Origin of the sequence: Acidovorax sp. CCYZU-2555 (assembly GCF_018413525.1) — a bacterium.
Taxonomy (GTDB): domain Bacteria; phylum Pseudomonadota; class Gammaproteobacteria; order Burkholderiales; family Burkholderiaceae_C; genus Comamonas.
In genome coordinates, this window is the sequence record NZ_JAHCDD010000004.1 from 86,505 (window position 1) to 105,719 (window position 19,215).

The window sequence follows — 19,215 nt, forward strand, 5'->3', positions numbered from 1 at the left end:
GTCAGTTACCCCCTGCCCTGTGCGTTTCTGCCTGACCCGCAGGGCGGTACGGATTGGCGTTGTTCTGCACGCAGAGATGGGCCTTGCCATTGCGCAGCGTGAACAGGCTGGCCGTACGCTCGACCACGAGATACTGCCCCTCGCGCCGGGTGTTGACGATGGATTCGGTGCCATCCGAACTCACCGTGTAAACAGACGGGATCTCCGCGTCCGGTTCGAACGCGAAATAGGTGAACTGCCCGTCATCGAACACACGGTTCAATGCAATGGCGGTTTTATTGCCCGACGTGCCGTAATCCACATTTCGCCGGACCTGATCGGACACCTTTGGCGGCTGCTGCGTATCGCCCGCACGGTCGGGCACGGTGATACCGGCGCTCGGATAGACGAAGCGCACCAGAAACGTCATCGGTGCCGACTTTTTCGAACTGGTGAGCGTGAAGTAGTAGGTGCGCTTGTCGGTGATCACCGTCAGGTTGGTTGCCGCATTCGGCTCCACGGGCTTGAGAAACAGCCGATTCTGATAAGGCACGGTCTGCCAGGCAATCGAGTCGCCCAAGGTCACCACCTTGACCTTCTCGTCCTGGGCGAACTCGACCGAAGTCTGATAGCCGTAGGTGCCGACGATTTCGTAGACTTGGTTGGCGTCGTAGAGTACCTGCTTCACGCGCGCATCGGTCGCCATGGAGCGCGGCGTCTTGGACGCATGCGCGGGCACCAGCGACATCAACACACCGACAGAAAGTGCACAAGCCAGGGGATAGTTTCTCAACTGCATGTTCTGCTTTCCACGTCGCGCCGGCTATTTGCGGCTGAGTTCCTGGTCCTTGCGATAAGCCGTCGTCGCGTACCCGAGGGCGTTTTCCCACCGGTCTCCGAGGGCCAGGGGTTTGAACGTGAAGGTGCTCTGGACGAGCGCGGTGTAGTAGTCGGTCTTCGGGGGACTGCCCGGCTTTTCTGTAATCGACTGGAAGGACACCTGGTAGGCATCCTTGCCAAGGGAGGTGATGCCTGTGATCCGGGGATAGCGGCGGCCGCCGACTCCGAGCTGGTAATACGGGTTGTCCGGGTTATCGGCGCTGGTTTCCCTGTCGTAGAACGCGGCCACGGCCTGGGTGGAATGCAATCGGCAGAGATCCGCAAAGCGCTGGCGCCAATCCGGATCGAAAGTATTGCAGTACATAATGAAGTCGTACACTTGGCTTTGCACGAATGCGTCCTGCGCGGCGATCGCCTCCGGGCTGACCACTTGCTGCTTGACCACATGGCCGTTGGCATCGATCACCGACACCACGGGGATCACCGTGTGAATCTGAGCCAGCACAGCCACTGCGCTTGCCAGGCCGCCCAGCGCAAGCAGCAGCAGCGCGATCAGCAGGTAGGCGCGGTTGCGCTCTTGCTTGAGCTTGTTGGAGCCCTGCGCCGCTTGCATACCGCGGTCGCCAAGGAAGGTGCGCGCGCCGGCGGTCATTTGGCGGCGCCTTTGGTCATCACCATACGAGCGACCATCATCAGCACACCGGAGGACGCCGCCGCACCACCGGAAAGCGCCGACGCCCAACCTCGGACGCATAGCATGAATAGAATCATCACGCCTTCCACAAGGACGAGCTGGGCGGTTTGTGCACTGCCCGGCAGACTGTTTGCATCTGCCATCTGGCCTGCGGTATCAATGGCATCACCAAATGCAAGAAAGCCGAAACGCACGATGGCAATGACCAAGATGTACATGAAGCAGAACATGAGCATCTGGCTGACCCAGTTCATGAACCACTGCCGCGTTTCAGGAAACATCAGAAAGCCGAGAAACAGCGGACAGAGGACCATCGTGATGGCGAGGCCGAACTTGGCGATCGTCATGTAAGCCAAGGCAAGGACAAGCAAGATAGAGTTCACGATGAATAGCACCAAGCCATCAAGAACCAGTGATATTTGATAAATTCCAGCGGAACGAAGCCCAATGGAGACGTCATCCACGTTTTTCCACAATGCATCAAGCATCTGGGCCGTAGGCCGACCTGCCATGACTGTTGCTGCCGCACCTTCCATGAACGACGCGAATCCGCCGTAAATCACCTGGGCGAAACCACTCCAACTGAGGGTCGCAAAGACCGCCACGGTCATGACGCATTTGGCAAGAATGTCTTTCCACTGCACTGGCGCGTAACCTGCATAGACCTTGTAGCCAAAAATCGCCCAATAGAGCACCGCGGCGAAATAAAGCGGCGTCAAAACCGCTTCGGCAATGGCCGGGTAGGTCTGCGATAAAAAGGCATTGGTGACGCCATCCGCTGCGCCGACCATCCCTTGAAGCGTAATGTCTGCCATGGCTATCGATCCGCCATAACCTCGCGCCAGCGAACCTGAACACCAGGAGCCAGCACATCCTCACGACTGATGTCTTGCTGCGCGTAAATCGCCACGCGCTTACGTATTTCGCTCACACAGATCCAATAGTTTCGAGCCTTAGGATCTGCCTTCTCAAAAACGATCTCTCCGCATCTGAGCGGATAGGATGGAACCCACATGTGAAATTGCCCGGGATTTGCCTTCATGAGTGGATTTCGCACCTCCGAATTGAATGATGGTATTTCCAACTCGCCAAGGTGAGGCAACATTACTCTGGTCTCTTTTTCAGGTGATGAGTAATAGGCGACGCCACCGATAACAATTATTACTGCAAAGCTAGAGATGAGTACCCAGATACTACGCATGGCCTGCTCCTTGACTACTAGATCCTAGCGACTCGAAGTTACAAGCACACGGCGATCTATCGAAAATGTTCGAAGAACTCGCACAGCCCGATATCATCGACGAAAATAACAAGACAAGAAACACGCGCCATCCCTTACGTATTACTTTCAGCACCAGCCAAAGCATGAAAAGCGAAGGCAAAAATTCAAGAACCTTCATAGTTGAAACTCCTTAATATATGGCGATTCCTTAGTTTCCCCGGAGATTAAGGCGTGGTACGCCGGAAGTACTTTTGCGTGGCTGCCGTTGCCTGGTTCTGCTGATTCAGCATGTTGGCCTGTAAGTTAATATTCACAGCATTAAGCTTGGCGATTGCGCTTTGCATCATTCCATTTTCCGCAGAAATTCGGTTTTGCAAATCCTGCGCATCCTTGATGTTTTGCGTGCCATCGATCACTTGGCTCAATCGGGACAAATTGGAGAGATGCGTTTGCACTTGAGAATAGAGAACGTCTCCGCCCGAAAGCGCGGCTCTTACGGAATCTGTGCTCAATTTGTAAGTGGCAGCGCTTTGCGCATTAGACGTTGTAAACAAATCCGGCGGTAAGGTATCGATCAGTTTTTCATAAGAAGCCTGCTTTGAAGCGAATTCTCCATTGCGTTGCTTATTGACCACCTCTTGCCACGAACCGGGCACCACTGCCGCGGCTCCCAGAGAATCGCTCAAACCCATTTGACCACGGCCATAGCTCCCTGTGATCGCGGCGTATTGTTCCTTGAGCGCCTTGTACTGTTCCTGCAATTGCCGGAATTGCTGTTGCATCTGCATCAGCTGCGTCGCATCGAACGTTGGAATACCTCCAGCGGACGCAGAGAACATTGCACCGATGGAAAACACCGCGGCAATGCTCGAGAAAGACTTTTTCACGATTCATCTCCTTCGAGGTTTCTGATAATCATCGATTCATCAAGCGATGATCTTCACTGAAGATTGTGCGTATTCGCCGCTGTTGAGCGTTCCATGAAAACCGGAACCCAGTGCTCGGGCTGATGAGTGCCCAGCTCGCAAATGATTTCCTCCATAAGTGCAACCCCCTTGTCATTAGAGGAAAGAACAGGAATGAACTCACGCATTCTGGAAATGTCGAATCTTGCCCTGATGGACTCATTTCCACGCCGAATCAAGAAAGTGCGATTCTCTATTGGCTCGTCGCGCACGAATTCAAATTCGGCAGGGGTAAGACCTAGTGCTTCCACATAATCAGCATTCCGGGCTTCGCCGTTGGGGAGAAATATCTTAGTGGCAGTCTGCTTTTGGATCGAGTCGGTTTCGCTGTAAAGGTATTTTGCATCCGGAGTGACGAACACCAGCAGACCGTTCTTTCGGCGAATCTGCATAATGTAACTGTCGATTTTTTCCCGCCAATAAGCGTGCTTTACCAGGTTCTGGCCTTCTTCCAATACCAGAATGAAAGGTTCACCATTCATCGACTGCTCGATGCGGTGGAATGGATAGCTCAGCACCACGGCCAGCTCGGGGCGGGCCACGCCATCCTTGATGAGTTGCCGCATCTCGAAGCAGTGGTGGCGGCAACGTCCAAGATCAATATTGTCACTCTCGTTATCGAACACACCCGCGTTTGCGCCTTCATGGCCATGGGCGCCGTGCCATACCCGCATGTCCTTGGCCAGTTCCCCTTGGCCAAAGCGCCACGCCACATTGCGCAAACGTCTGTCCGCATACGGCAGCTCATAGTTCTCGTGCACCGCGCCGTTGAAGCGTTCCATGTCGTCAGCGGTGAGCTTTCCGCCATAGCATGTGCGCATCAGCACCATCAATTCAACTAGGTAGGCGCGATTTTCTGCAGTGTCGGGCAGCTTCATGGGATTCCAGCCGGTTGAACCCTGCACTGTCAGCACCGTGTGCTGACCACCCATGGCACACATGAATACTTTCGCGCCTTCGCGGTTGTCGAACCAGAACACCCGCGGATTGGCCTTGTCGGCCATGGCAATCAATGCCGCAAGTAAGGTGGTTTTACCGCCCCCTGTGTCGGCAGCAATTGCAGTATGGCCAGCGACCATCCCTTCCATTTCTCGGTGGAAATTGAAGTAGTAGGCGGTGCCGCTTTCCGTTTCAAACGGCATGATGGCCGGGCCCCATAAATTGCCGTCGATCTTCCCTATTGCGTAATTGTGTAGCGATGCGAATCCGGCAAAATTTCCGGACTTTATTTTCCCGCGCCGGCCCATAAAATGCTGTGCCTGGCCAGGCAGTTGCGCCCAGAAGAATGTCTCAACTGCGCACCATTCGCGCACGGGCTTAACGCCTAGGTTGACAAAGGATTTTTTAAGCAGACTGACTGCGCTGTCCAAATTTTTCACTGTCTGCCGTCTGCTATCGATGGGATCTTTCGCTTTCGTTTCCTCGATCACATGTACCAACATCGTCAGATGGTGCAGTCCATTGACCGATCGACCGCGTGTAAGATCTTGCAGGCCTTGGGTTATCTCATCCTTGTCTTCCTGTGCTATTCCCTGATGGTCATTGACGATAATACGCCTGCGCTCCTGCAGCATGTCCTGCTCTGCGCTGATTCGGTCCGTGAAGAAGAACGACTGTGTAATGATGAATTCAACCGGTTGCTTGAGAAAATCATCCAGCATTCGCGAAGAAGTACGCGCCGGCCACTCCGCCATGCTCAATATTGCACCCGCACGCCGGCCGCTCAGATTATGGACAGCCAGCGTATTGCCAAAAATATTGAAGTCAAGATATGAGACCGCCAGTGTTTTATCGAGGGGCAGTTCTGTCAGCGGCACACGCTCGTCTTCCAAGTTGATCAGATAGTGCAGGAAACCACCAATCTCGGTATAGTCCTCGCCAAGATAGTCCAGAACTTCTTCTCGGGTATATCCATCTTTATGACCGATGATCTTCTGGAATTCATGCCAACTCATATCAAAGCATTCAATGGAATGCCGCGCTTCTGCAGCGCTCATGGTTTCCGTGTCGATTTTTGGCCGACGCCGGACGCAAAGTTTGCGGGCACCATAATCTGACAAAGTGTGCACTACGAGACTCGCGGCTTCATTCAGTTCTGTGGCCTTCTTATCGAATGACGCAAGCTCCTCTTGAGTAAGCTTGGTACCCGATATGCATGAAAATAAGCGATCCAATACACCAGGTGCACCTTGCCTGAATCGGTTGACCACAATGGAAATGTAAATTTCATTGACATAGAACGACTTTTGTCGATGGCACTCACGCCATGCCTGATTGAAGCGATTGGCAAACCATGCTTGGCATTCGCCTGCGGGATATCTATTAACCTTTCGACGAATCAGGTGAACATATACGCCTCTGTCGCTGTTGGCGATGGAGCGCAGCACCGTATTTCTCCGACGCTCGAACTGCTTAATTTGATCGAATGTCAATGAATCAAAGAACAAACCATCAAGCTTTATGACTTGTAGCAGCCCGTTATCCTTGGTAACCACTGACTCATCATCGTAGTGCACAGTATAGGGAATCATGTCGCTCAAGCTCATTTCCTTGGCATCGATATCGGAACCTTCAGGCACCGGCATCTTCAGTGACATGTCGAACTTCTCTTTCAAAAAATTAGTGAGGCGCATAGCGTCGGCACCTCCATAAACGTCTATTGGGACATGTTTTCAAATGGAAGGCAGCTGCGGCGATGTCAAAGAGATAAACATCTTTCAGGCAGACCAGATAGCTGATTAGCAGAAAGACCGGGATCAATGCGGCAGCCCACAGCGATCGCGTGATCAAGGCGATCATTCCAGGGCAATAAACGCTCACGGCAATGCTCGTCAAGGTCAACCCACCGACCATAGTTGGCCTGGTCATCGCAGCGACAAGCGCATCTCCGTCATCATGAAACAGATCAGCGGCCATCATTGGATGACACCTGCAGATCTTGCTTTCAGGTCAGAGACGATATTCGGTGCAAAGAATACAAGGCCAATACCCAACCCCCAACCACCCAATTGCATCAGGTCGATGCGACCGGTTTTCCAACGGTAACCTTGGATCGCCAGAGTGATGATGCCGATGTAGTAGCCCCATTCATAGATAAGCAGCTGTGTGATTGACTTAAGAAATGCCGTGATCCCGCCGAACGAGCCTCCAACGTTTTGTGCATGCGCCAACTGCGGCAGGATGAGAACAAAAACTACCGCAAAATTGACTGCCAACTGGAGGGCTACACCCAGTAGGTCAAGCATCTGCGGTTTAGCTGAACTTTTTTCATAAGGTTGTTTAGCATTCATTGATACAGCCTCAAAATTAGCTGAGCCATTCGCGAGGAATCCATCGCCCTATCAGGATTTCTTCGAACTAGCGATTGAGATTCCACGCAACTACCGCAGGAGAAAATATCTGCAGCGCACGTATCTTCCAAGGGGGCAAATGCAAAAACAACCGTAAAAAACACGGATGCCATGAACATTGAAGTAGCTAGATACTCAAGAGCGCTATAGAGGGAAGCATTGTGAATAACTGGAACGGCCCCCTGAATTGACCTGCCCCCTTCTGTGCGCTGGCTGACAGGATTTGGGGCTGCGAAACGCCCTCGGAAGCTCCTCGGGCAGACCTATCAGAACGCGTCTTGAATTGGAGTCAATCCCTAAGGCGATGCCAGCGCCTACGGCTGCGGCGAATCACAGCTACTTGCTCTCGGCCATCATCTGGGCGGCTACCTCTGTCAGCCCTTCGCGGCCCGACATACCGCACTGGTGTATCGCCGCCCCTGAAGAGCGCGCTTGCGCAGTGGCACAATCCTCGGCTGACTGCGCGTCAGCCCAGCACCCTCCCCTCATATCCGACAGATACGCCGGCCCGAAGCACAGGCAAAAATAGAGGAGCTCACTTCCATGGGCATCGACACAAATCCACAGCTTGCGCCGGAAGACTATGCCGACTGGCTGGCCAAACTCAAAGGCCAGATTGCGCAGGCCAGGCAACGCGCGGCGCTGGCCATCAACGCTGAGCTGGTGCAACTCTATGCGCGCATTGGGCGAGACATTTTGCAACGCCAGCAGGCCCAGGGCTGGGGCGCCAAGGTAATCGAGCGGCTGGCGCGTGACCTCAAGGAGGCATTTCCAGATATGCGCGGTTGGTCCTCCAGCAACCTCAAGTACATGCGGTTTTTTGCCCAGCATTGCCCGGACGGTCAATTTGGTCAGCAGCCTGCTGACCAATTGCCTTGGTTCCATATTGTCACCTTGCTGACGCAGTTGGACAGCATGCAGGATCGCGCTTGGTACGCCACGCAGACGCTGCAGCACGGCTGGTCGCGCACCACGCTCGCTGTGCACATCAAAAACCGCCTGCATCTGCGCCAGGGCGCAGCGGTCACGAACTTCGAGGCCCGCTTGCCAGCGCCCGCGTCGGCGCTGGCTCTCGAAACGCTCAAAGATCCGTATCTGTTCGACTTTCTCGGTTTGGGCGATGATGCGCAGGAGCGCGAGATCGAAAACGGGCTGATTCGCCATATCACACGCTTCCTGCTGGAGTTGGGGGCCGGATTTGCTTTCGTGGGCCGACAGTTTCGGCTGGAGGTGGGTGGCGACGAGTTTTTTATCGACCTGCTGTTCTATCACACGCGCCTGAAATGCTATGTGGTGGTGGAGCTCAAGGCCACGGCCTTCAGGCCCGAACACGCGGGCCAACTCAACTTTTACCTCGCAGCAGTGGATGCCCAGGTCAAAGCCGAGGATGACAAACCCACCATAGGCTTACTTCTGTGCAAACAGCAAAATCGGCTGGTGGCGGAATATGCGCTCTCGGGAATCGACAAGCCCATAGGAGTAGCCGAATACCAGTTGCTGCGCGACCTCCCCGATGCGCTGGAACAGAGTCTGCCCAGCATTGCCGATATCGAAGCAGAACTGGCCGGTGATTTCGAGACGTTGCAAGCACCAGAAGAGCCAAACTTTCCACAATGAGTGGTTCCGATGCGTATTTCGGCCAACGTCAACGTGCATCTCGGTCGTGGTGATCGACGCCAATGAGGACGTTGGCCAAGGTAGTTTCGGTATCGTGACCGCCCGTTTCGATAGACGTAACGGGCGGTCCCAAGGCCAGTGCTGTGTAAGGGGTGAACTCTAGAGCCTGCAGCCCGGGTTCAGATCAAAGCTCAGGCTACCTAAAGGCATGCGTCCGGTATTTCATCTTTATGCGGAACAGACCGTGGCCTTGCCGCCGGCGCGGACCAAATTGGAGTCCGAAGCCCTGATTAATATCAAGTGGCGGTAATATTACAAATGGAAATAACCGCGAGTGATGCGTGTTATGACATGGACACTACAGGGAATTCCATGGACGATACAACACGGGAAGTTTCGGTGGCCGTAGCCGAACTGAAGATCGATGCTACCCTGATCGCCAAGTTGAACTTGGCCGACTTTCAGAATGCCATACCGTTGATTCGGGATCTCTGGCTGATCAACGAGACCGGCAAGACGCACGAGCAGGTGGAGTTGCTCCTGACCTCCAGCCCACCGTTTCTCAAGCCGCGCGCCTGGCACATAGACACGCTGGCGGCCGGCTCACGTCTTGCGATCCGCGATCTGGATCTGACCCTGGATGGCGGATTGCTGGCACGTCTCACCGAAGCCGAAACCGCCACAGTATCTCTCGCCCTGCGGTGCGCGGGCTCGGATCCTGCTGCCCCGGCCCTCGCACAACGTGACATCCAACTGGAGCTACTGCCACGCAACCAGTGGGGCGGGCTGTCGCATTTGCCTGATTTGGTGGCAGCCTTCGTACAGCCGAACGATCCGGCCGTGGACAGGCTGCTGAAGCGTACTGCGGAGGTTCTGCGGCAAAACCATCGCAACCCCGCATTGGATGGCTATGCTGGCGGTGCCAAACGCGCCTGGGAACTGGCGTCGGCGATCTGGGGCGCCACCGCCGGCATGCAGCTGGACTATGCGCTTCCGCCCGCCAGTTTCGAACAATCGGGTCAGAAGGTTCGCAGCCCCAGCCAAATTGAATCCTCCGGCCTGGGCACATGTTTCGACCTTGCCCTGCTGTTTTGCGCCGCGCTCGAGCAGGCAGGCTTGAATCCGATGCTGATCTTCACCGAGGGCCATGCCTTCGCTGGAGTGTGGCTGCAGCCAGAGGAGTTCTCGACGACGGTCGTCGACGATGTCACCGCCTTGCGCAAGCGCCTGAGGCTCAAGGAGCTGGTGCTGTTCGAAACCACACTGATCACGCAGCGCCCGACGGTTCCTTTCAGTTACGCCACGGAGCGCGGAGCCCAGCAGGTGGACGAAAATCTCGACGCCACATTCCGCCTGGCGGTGGACATCCGGCGTGCCCGGATGCAGCGCATAAAACCCTTGGCCAGCGCAGAGACGGCAGCGGCTGTGTCCATAGACGCGCCGACCACGTCTGGCGCGACCGTGATGGAGGACGCACCAGACCTGCCCGACAGCCCACCGGCCAATGCAGATGACATCAGCCAACTCGATCCCCGGAACCGGCTGCTGCGCTGGCAACGCAAGCTGCTGGACCTGTCTCTGCGCAACAATCTGCTGAATTTCAAGAGCGGCAAGAAGGCGCTCAAGCTGGAAGCGCCGGACGCAGGAGCGCTGGAAGACCTGCTGGCCAGTGGCCAGCCGCTGAAGCTGCTGTCACGCCCGGACCTGATGGACGGCGCCGATCCACGCAATCAGGCCATATACGAGGCGCGCGAGCGGGAGAATGTGCGCCGAGCCCACGCGCTCGGTGCGCTGCAACGGCGCGAGATCTTTGTCGGCGTCGCCGAATCCGAGCTCGATATGCGCCTCACCGACCTGTTTCGCGGCGCGCGCACGACCTTGCAGGAAGGGGGCGCCAACACCCTCTATCTCGCCTTGGGCTTTCTCTCGTGGACACGTGAGGACCGCGACGGCCAGCGCTACCGTGCCCCCTTGATCCTGGTGCCGGTCAGTCTGCAGCGCAAGAGTGCACGCTCCGGTTTCACGCTCACTTTGCACGACGATGAGCCGCGTTTCAATCCCACCTTGATCGAAATGCTGCGCCAGGACTTCGAGCTGAATCTGGGGACGCTCGAGGGCGAATTGCCGCGGGACGAGGCCGGCCTGGATGTCGCAGCAGTGTGGAAAACCGTGGGCCACGCCATCAAGGACATCAAAGGCTGGGAAGTGACCGAGGAGGTGGTGCTGTCCATGTTCTCGTTTGCCAAGTACCTGATGTGGAAGGACCTGGCTCAGCGCAGCGAGCAACTGCGCGAAAACGCCGTGGTGCGCCATCTGCTGGACACGCCGCGCGATGCCTATCCACCGGGTGCTCCGTTCCCGCAGGTGCGTGAGCTGGACCAGCATTTTGGCCCCGCACAGGTGTTCTGCCCCCTGCCCGCGGATTCCTCTCAACTGTCGGCCGTGCTGGCTGCTTCGCAGGGCAAGGATTTCGTGCTGATCGGCCCACCCGGAACCGGCAAGAGCCAGACCATCGCCAATCTGATCGCCCAGTCCCTGGCCCAGGGTCGGCGCGTGCTGTTCGTGTCGGAGAAAATCGCGGCGCTCGACGTCGTATACCGGCGCCTGCGGGAAATCGGACTGGGAGAGTTCTGTCTCGAATTGCACTCAAGCAAGGCACGCAAGCTCGACGTGCTGGCACAGCTGCAATCGGCTTGGTCCAGCAGCGGCCAGGCCGACGCAGAACAGTGGCGTGCCGAAGCCGAGAAGCTCCAACGGCTGCGTGATGCGCTGAACATCTATGTCGAACGTCTTCACCTGCGGCGCCGCAACGGCCTGAGCCTGTTTGCGGCCATGGGCACGGTCAGTGCGGGACGCGACATCGCCCGCCTGGATCTGGTATGGCCTTCGCCCGACCACCACGATGATGCCGGCATGGAGCAGTTGCGCAATGCCGTTGACCGGCTGGAAGTCAATGCCCAGGCCATCGGGCATGCCGCACTGGTGCAGCACCCCTTGGCGTTGGTCGGCCAGGGCGATTGGTCACCGACCTGGCAGCAGCAACTGGTCGCCACGGCGCGCGACGTGCTGCCCGCAGCCCAGACAACAGTCGATTCCGCCCAGGCACTTGTCGAGGCCATTGGCTTGCCCTCTTCCGCCTTGACGCCCGAAACCTGCGAGGCGTTACTGCTTCTGGCCCGGCGCCTGCCATCGGCCGCCGGCCACGACTGGCGTTTTGTGCTGCGTCCCGACGCGCGCACTCTGTGCCAGCGCCTTGCGCAAGGCGCAGTGCTCAAGCGCCGGCATGCCGAACTGAACGCGCAGCTTTCCACGCCATGGCCGATGGCGGTCTCGCTGGCCTGCGACAAGGCGCTGGCCGCGCTCACAGAACATCGGCAAACCCGACTGCAACTGGGCGCGCCCTGGCCGGCGGCGGTCATCGAGCAAATCAACCAGGGATTGGAGCTGCTGTCGCAGCTTGCCGAACAGCACGCACAGCTATCGGTCAGCTACGGACCTCAGGTTGAACAACTCGATGTCGCCCTGTTGCAGCAGGCATGGACGCAGGCAGAGCAGGCGTTCTGGCCTAACTCCTGGCTTGGCAAGCGCAAGGTCACGGCCCAACTGGCCAGCGCGATTCCCGCTGGGTCGGAACCCGATATCGACGCCGATCTGCGGCGGTGGAACGCCATCCGTGCTCTGCGCCAACAAATCCAGAACCTTGCTCCCGCCCCCGAGTGCAAGGACGTGTGGGCCGGGTTGGACACGCAAGCGGAAAAGGTGCGCACCGCTCTGCGCTGGCAAAGCGCATTGGTTGCGGTGCATGACGACCGTGCCTGGGAAGACAACGGTTTCGACATCATCGCCAGCGGCGAATGCGGAGCTGCCATGCAGGCCGATCTGCAAAAAGCACGGCGGTTGCTCCAGCTCGATCAGGAGATCGCGGCCCACGCTGGACTGGCGGCGCTTACCGATGGCTTGTGGGCCGGCCATGGCACCCAGCTCGAGGCGCTGCGCGCCGCCTTGGACTTCCTTGCCGACTGGCGCAGCCATATCCTGCAAGGCTGCCTGGCGCAGCGCCACAGCATGGTCGAGCAAGGCCTGTGTGGTCCCACGCTGGCACGTGATCTCCAGACTTTCCAGCAGCGTACGCAAACCGAGGTTGAGCTGTCCGCCCTGGACGATTTGCGCGAATCCACCGATGGCTTGTGGAAAGGCCTGGCCACCCCACTTCAAGACCTTGAAGCGGCCTGCCAGCTGCGCGAGGACCTGGCTGCGGTGATGGCCCGTCTGGCCTCCACTCCCGAACAGATTTCTGCCTGCAAGGGGCCGTTGCACGTGCTGCTGGGCGACGCCAATGCACTGTTGGAGCCAGGAGGACGGATCACACTTGCTGGCGACCGCTACCTGGCGAGCTGGGAGCAGTTGCTTCCCCGACGTGAGGCGCTGGCAACCACCGGGCATTTTGCCGAGGAGGCCCAAGCGCGGTGGCAGTCGCTGTCACTTGACGACCTTATCGCACACAGCCAGTCCGTCGTGCGCGCCGAGCACAGCCTGCGCAGCTGGTGCGCCTGGCGCCAGGCACGCGGCGAGGCACTGGCGCTGGGCCTGGCCCCAGTCGTCCAGGGCCTGGAGCAAGGCCAGGTCGGACCTGGCGAGACGCGGCAGGCCTTCGAAACCAACTACGCGCGCTGGTGGCTCAACGCGGTCGTCGATCATGAGCCGGTCATTCGCGGCTTTGTCAGCGCCGAACACGAACAGCGCATCCGCGATTTCCGCGCACTCGACGACCGCTTCACCGTGCTCACCCGCGACTGGCTGCGCGCCCGGCTGTGCGCCGACCTTCCTTCGCAAGACAACGTGAGCCGCAACTCCGAGTGGGGACTGCTGCGGCACGAGATGGGCAAGAAACGCGCGCACCTTCCACTGCGTGACTTGATGAGCAAGATCCCCGAAGCGCTCACCAAGCTCACCCCCTGTCTGCTGATGAGCCCGCTGTCCATCGCCCAGTATCTGCAGGCCGGCGCCAACGCCTTCGACCTGGTGATCTTCGACGAAGCCTCGCAGATACCGGTCTGGGACGCCATTGGCGCCATCGCTCGTGGCCGCCAGGTGGTCATGGTCGGCGATCCCAAGCAGCTGCCGCCGACCTCGTTCTTCGACCGCGCCGAGTCGGGACTGGACGACGAAGACGTGGAAGCCGATCTGGAAAGCATTCTCGACGAGTGCATAGGCGCCAACCTGCCGACACGCAATCTGAACTGGCACTACCGCTCCCGCCACGAAAGCCTGATCGCTTTCTCCAACCACGCTTACTACGATGGCGAGCTGGTCACCTTCCCGTCTCCCGTCACCGACGATCGCGCCGTGAGCCTGGAGGTGGTGTCGGGCACATACCAGAAGGGAGGCGCGCGCACCAACCCGGCAGAGGCCAAGGCCTTGGTCGCCGAGGTGGTGTCTCGCCTGACCGCGCCCGGATTCCGCGAAAGCGGGTTCACCATCGGCGTCGTGACGTTCAACGCTGAACAGCAAAAACTGATCGAGGATCTGTTCGACGACGCCAGGCGCAAGGACCCTCGACTGGAGCCCTACTTCGACGATGCCGAACTTGAGCCGCTGTTTGTCAAAAACCTGGAAAGTGTCCAGGGTGACGAGCGCGATCTCATCTTCTTTTCCCTGACCTACGGCCCGGACGTCGCGGGTCAGCTGGCCATGAACTTCGGCCCGCTCAATCGCCAGGGCGGCGAGCGCCGACTCAATGTGGCGATCACACGGGCGCGCCAGGAACTGCGCGTGTTTGCCAGCTTCCGCGCGGAGCAAATGGATCTGGCGCGTACCCAGGCCATCGGCGTGCGCGATTTGAAGCATTTCATGGAATTCGCCGAACGGGGTGCCCGCGCACTTGCGGAAGCCAACCGCGGCAGCCTGGGAGGCTTCGATAGCCCTTTCGAGCAGGCCGTGGCTACAGCATTGAGCCAACGCGGCTGGCGCGTTCAGTCACAGATCGGCGCTTCTTCGTTCCGTGTCGACCTGGGCATTGTCGATCCCGACGCGCCGGGCCGTTACCTGGCCGGCGTGGAGTGCGATGGCGCCACCTATCACCGCAGTGCCACGGCACGTGACCGCGACAAGCTACGCGAACAGGTGCTGCGCGGGCTGGGCTGGGACATCGTGCGGATCTGGTCTACGGACTGGTGGGTCGATCCCGTTGGCACCCTGGACAGGGTGGATGCGCGGCTGCAGGCATTGCTCATAGCGCAGCGTGCGCGGCGTGCCGAACAAGCCGAACGCGAGGCCGAGGCCGAACGCCAAGCACAAGCAGCGATCGCGCAAGCCAGCGCATCGGGGATGGCGCCGCAACGGATAACGGAGGTGCCGCTCCCAGGCATGGAAGCGGGTGCCGCCGAAGCTCCGGCTGAAACCGCCTTGCCGCAAGAAATCTTTGCCAGGCAGGTCCCGGCAACACCCTTAGCCTTCGAGGCGGTGAATGCTACGCCTTTGTCCGTTGCAACCTACCAGGCCACAAGCCCTGCCGAAATGGTCGCAGGCGCCGATCCTGATCGCTTCTACGACAGCGATTACAACCATGTTCTGTCGGCCATGATTGCCCATGTCATCGACCATGAAGGGCCGGTTCTCGATGCCTTGCTGGCACGCCGCATTGCCCGCGCACATGGTTGGTTGCGTACCGGTGCCCGCATCCGGGAGCGTGTGTTTGAACTCGCACGGGAGCGCTACCGCACGACGGAAGAAGAGGTTGGCAAGTTCTATTGGCCTGGCCATCTTGATCCCACCACGAAGTCTCCTTTCCGCGCACCTGGCGACGAAGACAGCGTACGTGCGGTGGACGAAATCAGCATTTCTGAATTGCTATCGTTGGCGGGAAGTGTGATCTCACAGGGCGTACAGGGCGAAGCCGTCTATCAGTCCATGGCGCGAAAGCTCGGACTGCAACAGTTGCGGGCAGCCAGTCGGGCGCGACTGGAAGTTGCAGTGCGCGGCCTGCCAAGCGCAGATTCCGCATAAGACCGTCGTTGATCACGCTGACTTGTTACAGCCGGCAGCGAACCCACAGCACACCAGTACCATGCCACCTCAAAATACACGTGGACGACCCAAACCGGTGGCGTTCAGTGGCCTGTTTCTGCCCTCATACGAATGGGAGATGAAGATCGAGGGGGTCCCAGTTCATGAAATGGAAGATACGGCTGGGGAGCGTGGCACGTTGTTCAGGTATCTGCGCCGTCAAGATGCTTCGCCCCGCCGCATCGCCGAGCTGGCCATCAGCAGCCTGCTCGCCCTCGCCAAAACCAATTCCAAGGTGGCAATCCATCTGGATGCTTTCGAAGCAGTGGCAAAGTCTGACGCGCCGTTGACGGACGAAGTTGCCGACCGTCTTGCCGCGAAATTGCCAGGTTATTGGGGTTGTTTCCTGGCCGGGGTACGACGCAATCCGGCACGCTCGCTCCTTTTCATCTCGACCTACGTCGAGATCGAGCAAGCATCCGTTGTAGCCAATGCAGCTTTTGCATCAGGCGACTACGGTGCCACCGCAGAAATCGTGAGAGCCGACCCAACCCTGCAAATTTTCTGGTGTGAGGAAAGTCTGCAGCGGCTGGCGTCGGCACAAGATCTGAGGCAGACCCTGTCAGCCCGTTTGCACGCATGGGTCCAGTTGCAGCTTTGTGTCATAGCCCAAGCATCCATTTTCGAAGCAGATGCCGCGCAGGCACTCACGCTGTGCGGTGCCGCCGAGAAACTCCTGGATGGCACGCGGATATCGCCCGGCGTCCAGTGGCTGAAAATGGCCAAGCAGTTGACTGGTGCATCAAGTCTCGCCAATCTGCGCGAGCAGCTTCTGCGGGATGGGACAGCCCATGACAGCCTGCCCAGCGAAGCCACCATCAAACGCTGGAGCCGAGGAGCAGTCTTTCCCCAACAGACCCCGGCCTTGCAAGTTTTTGTCAAGCGAATTGCTGAACGTTCGCATATCCGAGATCCCTCAGTTTCAGCGGACCAAGCCTATGCAGCGCTGGCGCACATGTATCGTATTGCCAATCGACTTCAGCACACTCATTGGTTCGCGTTGCAGATTCTGAAAGATCCAGATGATTCGATCACGCGAGATTTTGCGGCATGGCACGCGCATCACCTTGCCGCCGATTGCACGGCGTGTGACGTCAACTACGGCTAACGGGAATCGCCGGGCCCCCTGGGCGGATTGTTACTTCTGCGTTTTCCTGAAACGCCCTTTCCAGGACCTGCAGGCCAACCACCGTCGTTGCCCGGTCCCAAGCCCTTTCCTCTGCCTGGACGTGGCGGCGGTGAATTAGCGGGGATGTTGGAACTGGTTTTTTTTGCAGCTTGAGCGGACTTCATGAATGTTCTCCGGAACACGGCAACAGCGCCGTGAAATCAATTCTCAGATGCAAGGCTGGTTTCCACGGGATCACATTTTTGGCAACTCATGCCAGATCTTTGACAATTCAAAATCAAGCAAATTGAATCAGATTGGGTATCGAGTAGGCAATGTGGTTTAAGCGACGTCCCCCCAGATTTAAGTAGCAGAGGCACTTGAAGTCCAATCCCAAACGACAGGAGATTGGACGTGAAAAAGCGATTTAGCGAACAACAGATCATTGGTTTCCTGAGGAAAGCTGAATCAGGGCTGCCGGTGGCAGAGTTGTGCCGAAGGCATAGCTTCTCGGAAGCCAGCTACTACCTGTGGCGCAGCAAGTTTGGCGCCACATCAAGGCATCGGTGCGCCTGCGCGATGGATGATGCAAACACCATTGTCTGCGCCGGTGTAACCCAGCCCGGTAAGCAACGCACCTCGGCGATCTTGCAACAGGGGCTCGTCTTCAACCACCAGAACGGGCAAGGGCAACAGGAAATCAGCTGAAACAGAAGCAGGCACGGAACGGCGTTGGTTCTCAAAATAATCTTGTCGCCTATCGTAATAAATGCGGCGCTGAATCGCCCCGAATTTCCTAGACACTTTTGAGCAGTTGGGAATGGCGTCGTTCGAACTCTACCGGAGAAGTATCTCCGGCATTGACGTGGCGCCGCTTTGGGTTATAGAACATCTCGATGTAGTTGAAGACATCAGTCTTGGCATCGATGCGCGTCGAATAGATCTGGCGGCGGATGCGTTCGCGCTTGAGCAACTGGAAGAAGCTCTCGGCCACGGCGTTGTCGTAGCAGTTGCCGCGACGGCTCATGCTGGAGATCAGCTTGTGGTCGCGTAGGAAGTCCTGCCAGTCATGCCCAGTGAACTGACTGCCCTGATCCGAATGCACCACGACTGGCGGCTTAGGTCGACGACGCCACAAGGCCAGCATCAGTGCATCAAGTACCAGGCTGGTATCGATGCTGGACCAGCCGACCACCTGACGCGAGAACAGATCGACCAACACGGCCAGGTACAGCCAGCCCTCATGGGTGCGGATGTAGGTGATATCGGTCACCCAGGATTGATTGGGCTCAGCCACGGTGCACTGGCGCTGCAGGTGGTTGGGCGCGACGACCGCAGGCTTGCCACCACGCATGCCAGGGCGACGGCGATAGCCGGTCTGCGAGCGCAGTCCTTCGAGGTTGGCAATCGGGCCACGCGGTGCTTGCCGCAGATCTTGCCCAGATCGTGCATGTCCAGCGTGAGCTTGCGGTAGCCGTACACGCCGCCGCTCTCCAGCCACGCGTACTTGAGCAGGCCCAGCAGCCGTTGATCGTCCTGGGCACGTGGGCTCATCGGATCGGCCTTCCAAGCGTAGCAGCAGCTGGGGTGCACCGTCATGACCTTGCACATGCTGCGCACGCTGTGCTCGTGTTCATGCCGCTCGATAAATGCGTACTTCACCCGGACTGCTTGGCTTGAGCTCGGCCTTCAATGGGCGCATCTCGTCAGCTTGCGAGCCCTGTGCTTGGCGCTGGTCAGGCGACATCTGCCTGACCTTGATCCATTGATACAGGCTGTGCTGGCTCACGCCGAGCCTGGCCGATACGTCGGCCACCTTGTGGCCTCGTTCGGTGATCTGCTTGGGTCTTGAACTCTTCTGCGTATCTCTGTTTAGTCATGACACCTCCTATTGGCCCTCAGGTTTGAGGCTCAGAGGTGTCTAGAAAACCCGGGGCGATTCATTCGCGCGTGTAACCAATTTGTAGTCATATTTTCACACTCCCTCCTTACGCTCGTGAGCTTTCCGGACCGAACTTCGGTTGCCGCCATCAGGCCTCCCGTTGGACGACCGGTCACTCCATCTGAATAGCGAGGGTCCAGCGTGTCAATCAGCCTTACTTCCTCTTCTCTGTCTTACAGCCAGAACTTTGATTTGCTCACCACCGCTGGAGCATGGATGAATGACAGCACCATCACCGGCTGGAGTCTGTTCAGGTCAATGGCTACGGCTACTCAACCCATTACGTATTCGGTCGCCGATGGTAGTTCCAACAGTGGCGGCTACTTCAGCTTCGGTTCGAAGGACGCAGCGGATCGTGCACTAGGTAGCGTGGCATCTACCAACAAGAATGCCTGGGGCGACGGTACTAGTTCGCCTGTCGCTGGAAGTGAAG

11 protein-coding genes and 2 pseudogenes are annotated in these 19,215 nt (G+C 58.0%); 4 read left to right on the forward strand and 9 right to left on the reverse strand.

The window, feature by feature from the left end; translation table 11 throughout:
* Position 1 precedes the first annotated feature (1 nt).
* From virB9 to KHY18_RS02485, 8 genes are all read right to left on the reverse strand, one after another.
* On the reverse strand, positions 2–778 hold the full coding sequence (gene virB9, locus KHY18_RS02450) for a P-type conjugative transfer protein VirB9 (protein WP_213293917.1): 777 nt from the start codon (positions 776–778) through the stop codon (positions 2–4).
* Positions 779–802: 24 nt separating this feature from the next.
* On the reverse strand, positions 803–1,471 hold the full coding sequence (locus KHY18_RS02455; RefSeq protein ID WP_213293919.1) for a VirB8 family type IV secretion system protein: 669 nt from the start codon (positions 1,469–1,471) through the stop codon (positions 803–805).
* Positions 1,468–2,328, reverse strand: a complete 861-nt coding sequence (locus tag KHY18_RS02460) for a TrbL/VirB6 family protein (protein ID WP_213293920.1) — start codon at positions 2,326–2,328, stop codon at positions 1,468–1,470. The genes KHY18_RS02455 and KHY18_RS02460 overlap by 4 nt, the downstream gene beginning before the upstream one ends.
* 2 nt (positions 2,329–2,330) lie before the next feature.
* Positions 2,331–2,714, reverse strand: a complete 384-nt coding sequence (locus KHY18_RS02465) for a hypothetical protein (protein ID WP_213293922.1) — start codon at positions 2,712–2,714, stop codon at positions 2,331–2,333.
* A 245-nt stretch (positions 2,715–2,959) separates the two neighbouring features.
* Positions 2,960–3,622: a TrbJ/VirB5 family protein gene (locus KHY18_RS02470; protein ID WP_349630236.1), complete on the reverse strand. Its 663-nt coding sequence runs from the start codon at positions 3,620–3,622 to the stop codon at positions 2,960–2,962.
* Between the two features lie 53 nt (positions 3,623–3,675).
* A complete protein-coding gene (locus KHY18_RS02475; RefSeq protein ID WP_213293925.1) occupies positions 3,676–6,333 on the reverse strand; it encodes a VirB4 family type IV secretion/conjugal transfer ATPase in 2,658 nt (885 codons plus the stop codon).
* Positions 6,320–6,619, reverse strand: coding sequence for a VirB3 family type IV secretion system protein (locus KHY18_RS02480; RefSeq protein ID WP_213293927.1), 300 nt, complete (start codon positions 6,617–6,619; stop codon positions 6,320–6,322). Before KHY18_RS02480 ends, KHY18_RS02475 begins: the two co-directional genes overlap by 14 nt.
* A complete protein-coding gene (locus tag KHY18_RS02485) occupies positions 6,616–6,990 on the reverse strand; it encodes a TrbC/VirB2 family protein (RefSeq protein ID WP_249728856.1) in 375 nt (124 codons plus the stop codon). Before KHY18_RS02485 ends, KHY18_RS02480 begins: the two co-directional genes overlap by 4 nt.
* 603 nt (positions 6,991–7,593) lie before the next feature.
* Here KHY18_RS02485 and KHY18_RS02490 point away from each other — a divergent pair.
* The 4 genes and pseudogenes from KHY18_RS02490 to KHY18_RS02505 all read left to right on the forward strand — a co-directional run.
* Positions 7,594–8,667: a PDDEXK nuclease domain-containing protein gene (locus tag KHY18_RS02490; RefSeq protein ID WP_213293929.1), complete on the forward strand. Its 1,074-nt coding sequence runs from the start codon at positions 7,594–7,596 to the stop codon at positions 8,665–8,667.
* Between the two features lie 372 nt (positions 8,668–9,039).
* Entirely contained in the window at positions 9,040–15,672 is a 6,633-nt protein-coding gene (locus KHY18_RS02495; RefSeq protein ID WP_213293931.1) for a DUF3320 domain-containing protein, read from the forward strand.
* Between the two features lie 139 nt (positions 15,673–15,811).
* Positions 15,812–16,840, forward strand: coding sequence for a hypothetical protein (locus KHY18_RS02500; protein ID WP_213293933.1), 1,029 nt, complete (start codon positions 15,812–15,814; stop codon positions 16,838–16,840).
* A 414-nt stretch (positions 16,841–17,254) separates the two neighbouring features.
* Positions 17,255–17,398 (forward strand): annotated as a pseudogene (locus KHY18_RS02505) (transposase); the annotation flags it as partial.
* A 238-nt stretch (positions 17,399–17,636) separates the two neighbouring features.
* Here KHY18_RS02505 and KHY18_RS02510 read toward each other — a convergent pair.
* Positions 17,637–18,720, reverse strand: a pseudogene (locus tag KHY18_RS02510) (IS3 family transposase).
* Positions 18,721–19,215 lie beyond the last annotated feature (495 nt).